The 8,388-nt window shown below is 32.7% G+C and carries 6 protein-coding genes; all 6 read right to left on the reverse strand.

Annotated features, from left to right (window positions below):
- Positions 1 to 230: 230 nt before the first annotated feature.
- The gene (locus QRN68_RS12450) at positions 231 to 800 is read right to left on the reverse strand and encodes a manganese efflux pump (RefSeq protein ID WP_285397215.1); all 570 of its coding nucleotides are present in this window, start codon (positions 798 to 800) and stop codon (positions 231 to 233) included.
- Between the two features lie 191 nt (positions 801 to 991).
- The gene (locus tag QRN68_RS12455) at positions 992 to 2,710 is read right to left on the reverse strand and encodes a methyl-accepting chemotaxis protein (protein WP_285397216.1); all 1,719 of its coding nucleotides are present in this window, start codon (positions 2,708 to 2,710) and stop codon (positions 992 to 994) included.
- A gap of 417 nt (positions 2,711 to 3,127) precedes the next feature.
- A complete protein-coding gene (locus QRN68_RS12460; protein WP_285397217.1) occupies positions 3,128 to 4,129 on the reverse strand; it encodes an HD domain-containing phosphohydrolase in 1,002 nt (333 codons plus the stop codon).
- A gap of 15 nt (positions 4,130 to 4,144) precedes the next feature.
- A complete protein-coding gene (locus QRN68_RS12465; RefSeq protein WP_285397218.1) occupies positions 4,145 to 5,443 on the reverse strand; it encodes a globin-coupled sensor protein in 1,299 nt (432 codons plus the stop codon).
- A gap of 16 nt (positions 5,444 to 5,459) precedes the next feature.
- Positions 5,460 to 6,953: a helix-turn-helix domain-containing protein gene (locus QRN68_RS12470; RefSeq protein ID WP_285397219.1), complete on the reverse strand. Its 1,494-nt coding sequence runs from the start codon at positions 6,951 to 6,953 to the stop codon at positions 5,460 to 5,462.
- Positions 6,954 to 7,437: 484 nt separating this feature from the next.
- On the reverse strand, positions 7,438 to 8,388 hold a 951-nt coding region (locus tag QRN68_RS12475; protein WP_285397220.1), incomplete at its 5' end, for an InlB B-repeat-containing protein.

Here is an 8,388-nt window from a genome sequence, read left to right on the forward strand (position 1 = left end):
GCATACCCGAGCGGTTTTGGGCTTTACCCGATCACTTTTTCGGCATACCCGAGCGATTATGTGCTTTATCCGAGCAGTTGCATGTGTTACCTGATCAGATTTCTCAGACTACAGGAATTTTACTTCGACGACTTTCTTCATATAAAAAGAAGCTTCCCAATGAAAGAGGAAAACTCCTTTTTACCTTGGACGACAAAACGATAATCGCCACGCATGACAGAATCGCTAACTTAAGAAAACATTTCAATAACCCCTATAAGAATAAGTAGCCCTCCTGAAATAGCCGTTGAGTGTTTTCCTATAAACGTCTTTGTTAATAAAGCACCAAAGTGAGTTCCTGTAGCTACTGTTACGAACGAAAAGACTCCGATAGAGATAACTGTCCATATTACAGAAATACCATTTGCCCCGAGTGCTATTCCACCCGCTAAACAGTTGGCAGATAAAACAAAGCCAAGTGTCATTGCTTCTCTAAATGAAATAATATGATTTTTATCCTCATCAAACACTTCAGGATTTTCCAAGATCCCTTGTTTCGAAAAGCGACTAGATAATAAAGTCCACAACCCAATAACACAAAGTAAAAAGCTTCCTAGCAAATTCGCAAACTTTGGAGAGACAAAATCAATAATTACGCTACCTGTAGTGGCCGCTACAAATGTGATAATCATTGAAATAAGCGCAATCACCATGTTGGATAATACGGGTATTTTTACTCGTTTAATACCATAGGCGAGGCCAATTCCTAAGTTATCTAAGTTGGCAGCTATCCCAATAAGAATGATGGCTATCCAATGCATCCTTTTCCTCCTCAATAACGTAAAATCCATTCTCACATATGATATGAAAGGAAAAAATTTTTGTTCATCCATGCGAAAATGGCATTACTTAGGAGAGATTGGGATTAACTGCGTTTCAATGACCATTACACCCAAAGGTTTGAAGTTTCACATTATTCAACGTCTTTTACCCGTAGGTACTATTTCCTATCCTATAGCTTGAAATTATTTAATTGTTGAGAAATTTTTTCAGCGATACTTGCAGTTTGTACGGATGACTCTGCTACATGCTGTATGGCTTGTAATGCTTCTGAAATACCCTTTGCTATACCATTTGACTGATCAGACGATTCTATAGCGACAGTAGCTACATTTTCAATCGCTTTTTGTATTTCTAACATAGAATATTTCATCGTTCCAACAAACGTTGTCACTTCAGTTATTAATGTATTAAAGTACATAGCATCTTCTTCATATTGAATTCCACTGTTTTGGAAAAGCTCATAATCAGGTGTTACTTTATTATCTATAAAGTGTAATAGCTCTTGAGCATTAGTAGACACATTCGTAAATGCGTTTTCTACTTCACTAGTAACAATTTGTATTTTTTGAACAGTTTCAGATGATTGTTCAGCTAATTTCCGAACTTCATCAGCTACAACAGCAAAGCCATTACCTTGCTCACCTGCTCTTGCGGCCTCGATAGCTGCATTTAAGGCTAACAAATTGGTTTGAGCAGCAATATCTGCTATTGTATCAGACATTACTTTTACTTCAGATACGATTTTTCCAGCTTGAATCGCTTCTAAAACTAGCTTTTGTTTCTCATCATATAAATTACGAGCTGTACTATATGCTTGAACAGCTGTTTCTTTAATTTCAATTGCTCTATCTTTTACTTTTTGCGAGAAATTCAGACTATATTCTGTTTTCTCATTTAATTTTTTTGTACTTTCAAGCACCTCAATGGCAGTGGCATTTAATTGCTCAGTTGTTGCACTTAGTGTAGTACTCCCCATAGCGACATCCTTTGAAGTTGTATCAATTTCATTCATTGATGCAGTAATCTCTTCAATAGTTGCAGTTAAATCTTCACTTAAAGTACTCATTTGTGTTGATGTGCTACTAACACTAGAAACAAGATCCTGAATATGTGAAATTGAATTGTTCAACCCTTCAGTAATTTTCCCAAGGTCATCAGAATAGATCACCTCAGCATGTCGTGATAAATCTCCCTCTTCAACTCCAGATACAACATCTTTAATATTGGAGATTGCCTTTTTGATATATCTGCTTAAATAAACTAAAACACTTACGCTAATTATTAGAGCAATAGCTATAATAATGATGTTTCTATACAATGTTTTTTTATAGGCTACATCATTTTCTTCGCTTTTCATTTCAGCACTCTTGATATTTATTCCCTCTATTTGTTCCATAAGATTATCTCTCTGCTGTTCTTTTTCTAATAGAGGCTTTAGTAATTCATCAACATCTCCTATGTCCCCATCAGAGATAGCTTGTTGGAAAATGGATTCTAGTATACCTTTATAACTTTCAAGTACTTGTTCTAAATCCTTACTTAACTTTTTTTCTTCGCTTCCCATTTCTGTGTTCTTTAAATCTTTAAAAATACGACTATTTTCTTCGTCCAAAGCTACTATTTTTTCGTAATATCCAATCTTCTCATCGGTATCTTGCGAATTATAAAATAGCTTAAACTTTAAATTAGTTATTTTTTGCTGATTAATGGAAATATTGCTTAATAAATAAACAGAAGTTACATTTTCGTCATAAATATACTTTGCATTATCATTCATTTCTTTAACACCATATATCCCAGTAACCCCTATAATTACAAGTACAGCCAGTATAACGATATTGAATATTCCGAACTTTCCAACCAAAGATAAATTTTTATAAAACTTCATTTCCTCTCCACCTTAATAACAATAATGTGAAAAACTAGCCCCCACTTAAAACCTAACGTTTTTTGAGGTGGGGGCTTCCTGACTCATCGTTGCTTTTAGTGCCAATGAAAACTGATTGAGCTATCCCTCTTGTTCCAAAAGTTCTTTTTGCTATGCTAATAAACACAATCCTGCTTCATGATTGATGTTGATGACGATATTCCAATCCCTGTTTCCCTGCTACAAATCCACATTCACAGCGGAATGTATGCTCAGAAAAGATAGAGATTCCTTTACTTGACCACATTAACTTTTTTCCTTGCTCCTCTAACTTGTACCTAAGAAATGTCGTGAAACTGCCCATAAAAGCTTGTACTTCTTTTTTATAGATTAAAGTTCGGTTACTATTACATATATTTTTTATCTGAACACTCTGTTTTATTTTAATAAAATACTATTCTTGCCTATTACTTTTTCTACAAACACTTCTACTAAATTAGGGTCAAACTTAATGCCCTTCTGTTCATTTAAATAAGCAAGGGCCTCTTCTTTTGTCCAAGCTTCTTTATAAGCTCTATTACTAACTAAAGCGTCGTATACATCTACTATTGATATAACTCTTGCTTCAAAAGGAATTTCTTCTCCTTTTAATCCCATTGGATATCCTGTTCCATCCCAATTCTCATGATGAAATTTAATAATATTTTGGGCTATTTCTATATCCTGAAAAAGTTTATTGTTCATTTCATGGGATAGTTTATCCAATACATCTACACCAATAAGAGGATGCATCTCCATAATTCTCTTTTCATAGATTGTTAGTGAACCGGTTTTATACAGTATCGATTCTGGTATACTCGATTTTCCAATGTCGTGTAATACGCTGTATTGTACAACATTACTAATATAGTCTACAGATAAATTATATGTTCTCTCTTCAAAAAGGCTTAGTAAGAATTCCTCTGTTAGCTTTTGCACATTTAGAAGATGTTCTGCGATATCTACATCGCGCATTTCACTTGATAGAGCTAACAATTTAAATAACTCCTTTTGATCTATTTGTTTCTGATCCACTTCCTCTATCAATAGTTGTTCTGCCATGCGCATTACTCCTACATAATAAATAATTCCTTTTATGTCAATTGGAGTGATTGTTATAAATGAGTGCCTTATCTCTAATGATTTGTTGACATTAACCATTGTCCCAGACCACGGCTTTCCATTTCTTAATGTATTTTTCAACGATTTATACATAACAAATGGCGTTGCACTCGATTTTAAATCCTCTACTGATAACCCAATTAGAAATTCTCTTTTATAGCCGGTGATCGTTTCGTATTGTTCATTTACATCAATAATTAATTGATCTTCACCAACAATTACAACTGCATCACCCAATTTTAAATAATACGTTAATTCTTTTGGCATTTTTTTGCTCATTCAGAAAACCCCTCATCAATTGTTTAATTCATTAGCAAAACTAGCAAGTCCGTCAGCTGACAATGTAACTTCTTCAAATGATTTCCCCAACTCATTTACCACACCGATAAAAATCTCCAGTTCATCTTGTAAATGTTTATTATGTTCTTGTGTTTCCTTCATAGAATTTAAAATTTGCTCAAAAAATATATTTGTTTGTTTCATAATTTGATGTTCGTCATGAACAGATTTGTTAATCATATCAAGTGAAGTAGATAACTTTTCCACATTAGATACGGTGGATAAAACTAAATGAGCTACATTCAAGACTGATTTTTTCGTTACTTCTGATAGTTTCTTAACTTCTTCTGCTACAACTGCAAATCCTCTGCCATTTTCGCCAGCCCTTGCTGCTTCAATTGCTGCATTTAAAGATAATAAATTTGTTTGATCTGCTATTTTCGTGACGATATCTATAATGCCTTGAACTTCCTTTGTAATCTTTAACAATTCGTCTATATCTATGGAGATTATTTGGACTGCCTCATGAACCTTCTTCATATTACTATTCTGTTTACTTATTTGTAATTTTCCATTTTCAGCTCTCTCTTCTGCTAAAGTAGATAACTCTTTTCCGGTATTTACGATCTCTATCATTTCTGTGCAAAGTATATGTAATTCCTGAAATGATGCATTAGTTTGTTCTGAAATTGCTGCTAAATTTTCAGTTGAATTCACAACTTGGTTTTTAGTTGTTTCTACCTGTTTATTTGATTTTTCTTTAATTCTACTTATCTCTTTATCATATTCTTCAAGAACTATTTGTTGCTCTAAGTTAAATAATTTTGAGAGTGCTTTTACACTAGAATAATAAAGTTCTTTTTCAGAAAGATTCTTTTCGATAATCTCAATAACTGTAATAAACAAATTTTGAAAAGCGCTTAAATACCATTTTGTCTGCAAACCAATTTTCACATGCATTTGTGCTATTCTAGCTCTTTTTATAAAGTATTCATCATCAATTATTCCAGAAAACATATCTAAAATATGTAATTTCAAAGTTTTCTTCAAAGCATCCACTGAACTATTATTAGTAATTAATCTCAATAAAGAATCTTCTAATGCTAGACTCTTGTAAAAATAATCAACAATGTCATCTATTTTTTCTACAATAAATGGCTGCAAGTTTTTTAATACTTGTAACTCTTCTATCGAAAAATGGATCATTTTTATTTGTTTCTCTATTTCACTGCCATTTTGAATATTCATTTTTATATTACTATCGAGTAATATAAAGGCGTGATCTATCTGTTTATTTTTATTTTTCCAGAACATAGATAACCTCCATTTTTTAAACATCACTTAGTAAAGTTTTCAATAATAACTTATTTGGCTGTTGGTACTTATCAAAATAGATTTCCTGTAGTCTTCTTGCTAACCTTTCGTAGTCCCCTCTCTCAGGAATTGAATGCCAAACAAATATATCTTCTGGATTTTTTTTAATATTCATGTATAAGCGATCTGATATAATTAAATCCGCTTCTTCATCTTCAGAACATAAATCAACGTGAACAAAAACACGTTTTATTTGATTGAATAGATAAGGAACATCGTATATTATTGAAAATATTTTTATTTTAATGGTATATCTATTAACAAAGCTTAGTGTTTGTTTTAGTAATTTATGATATCGGCCAATCAATACTTCTCTATGTTTAAATACTTTTTCGAAGTTCTTATTTTCCAATAGCCGATCATAAAACTGATTCATGATTTCTATTTGAGTAGCTTCATGCATTTCTAATCGCATTTTATAATGATCTTCTTTAAATAAATTTGCTGGACTAGAGAAGGTTAAAATAAAATAATGAAGATGTAGTAAATTTACAAAGAGTGCTCCATATTCTTCCACATCTAAAGTAATAGAAAAATGATCCATAAATACTTCCATCCAATATAAAGTGGCTTGTATGAATAGTTCCTGATTATGGTGCTGTGCAAAATTCATCAATAAACTTACTGTATTATCTTTTTTCTGATAATGACGCATACAGCTAATTATGGAAAATGAAAACATTGTTTCTAATTCAATTTCTTCTTCTGATAGCATTGTAAATTCTTTAAATATATACTTAATTTTTTCCGATAATTGCTCATAGTTATGATGATGCTGCGTAAAGTTTGCATACATTGGATGATATTCGATTAAGCAACCTAATTTTGCACGTGTTAGGCAAATAGCAAGCCAGTATAAAATTGGTTCTGAGAATTCTATTTTTACTTCCTTCATTATTTCTAGTATTTCCTCTCTTGAAACGAGAGTAAATGGCCATACTTCTCCCCAACACGAATTCCAATAGAACAAGAAATAGAAATAACGAATTTGTTTTTCTTCACCTTCTAGAATGACTTTTTCATGAGATGTATATTCTAAATGAAATTGACTTAACAAAGGTTTCACTTTTTTTATACGTCTATACATGGAGGCCACACTGGTGAAATTTTCTAAAGCAAACATATTAATATCATTAAAATTATTGTAAAAAATCTCATCAAAAGCTTTATATGTTAAGGAATTTTGCAAATAATATCTTTCTATAGTTTTAATAGAGAAATTGTCTTTGTAGTCTAATTGAAAATATTTATTCTCAACTTTTTGGATATCAGCAGATTCTGTAATAATTTTTAAATCCCTTGATATTTCCTCAATTATTTTTAATATTGTTCTTTCTGACAGAGCCATTTCTTGAGATAACTCTAAACTTGAAAATAGTCTCTGTTCTTTATACATCTGATGTAAAACCTCTATTCTTTGTAAAGCGGAACGATCTAAAAAATTATACATAAAAACACCTCAATGTCTTGCACTAGCAATTTCTAGCTGTGTCAAATATAAATAAGATTTTTATAGCTCTTATCAATAACTTTATTCCCCTTTTCCACGACACTAAACATTAAAAAGCATCATTATTAATACTTTATAACTATTCTAGACAATCAAAGTTCACAAAAAAACAGATGTCCGATGAGTATTTCACTCCCTTAAACAACAATTTTATCTTATTCTCATTAGATTCACTTATTTTGCACAACTGTGAATAAAGCCTCTTGTTTTAAAGGATATTTAAACTATAACAAGCATTTTACAACAAGCAAAATCACTATTTGTTCGTTTTGTTACATAATTTGATAATCCTAAAAATCTTCTTCTTTTTAGGTCTTTTTAGGATTATCAATTCTATAAATTTCGCCTTGGCATGATTAAGTTCAGCTCCTAAAATAGAAAAAGAGATGTATCAAAATTACGATACATCCCTTTATGGTAAGACTTATAAATTAAGCGCTCGGTACATAAACGCCGTAAATTGTGCACGCGTCAAATTTTCATTCGGTCTGAAATTACCATCTTCATCACCTAGTGCAATGTTATGGTCTGCTAGAGCGGCAATATATCCACTTGCCCAATGCGATGGATCGACATCTTTAAACGTACTATTGCCTGCTGGCGTTAAGCCAAATGCAAGCACCATCATTTTTGCCATTTGGGCACGTGTGATATAAGCGTTTGGACGAAATGCCTCGTTTGAACCATCCACAATTCCCGCTCGTTGTAGTCGTGTGATTTGTTCATAATAGGGATGGCTTTTAGGGACATCCGAAAAGGAGACAGACTCTCGAATTGGTATTGGTTGTAATGCACGGTCAATCATAAGTACTACGTGTTGACGTTGCGTCATATCATTTGGTCGGAAAGTGCCATCTGGATAACCTATAATAATGCATCGCTTGGCAACTTCTTTAATCATATCTTGTGCCCAGTTATGATCAATATCCTTGAAAGTAATATCACAACCATTACTCTCCTTCATCCATCGAGCATATAATGTTAAGTCTTCTGCGACGACATCTTTTGCAAAATCCCATGCTTTTGTGAATTCTTTATTTTTATACCAGCCGATAAACAAATAGCCTTCCTTCTTTGGATTAGCAGGGGCTTTCACTAAAGCTTTATATGCCACTGTTTGTGAAGGGATTTTACTGCCTCCGTTTGAATCAAAAGTAACAATATAATTATCCTTTGTCCATTTCGCATACAACGTTATGTCTGCTGTTACTTTATCTTTCGCAAAGTCCCATGCATTGTTAAGCGCTGCATCCTTATACCAGCCAACAAATTGATAGCCTTCTTTCACGGGAGTGGTCGGTGCTTTCACTAGGTCGTTGAAGCCAACCGTTTGTGACGGCACTTTACTGCCACCATTGGAGTCAAAAGTGACGAT

Source organism: Lysinibacillus sp. fls2-241-R2A-57 (genome assembly GCF_030209535.1).
In the GTDB taxonomy this organism is placed as follows: Bacteria; Bacillota; Bacilli; order Bacillales_A; family Planococcaceae; genus Lysinibacillus.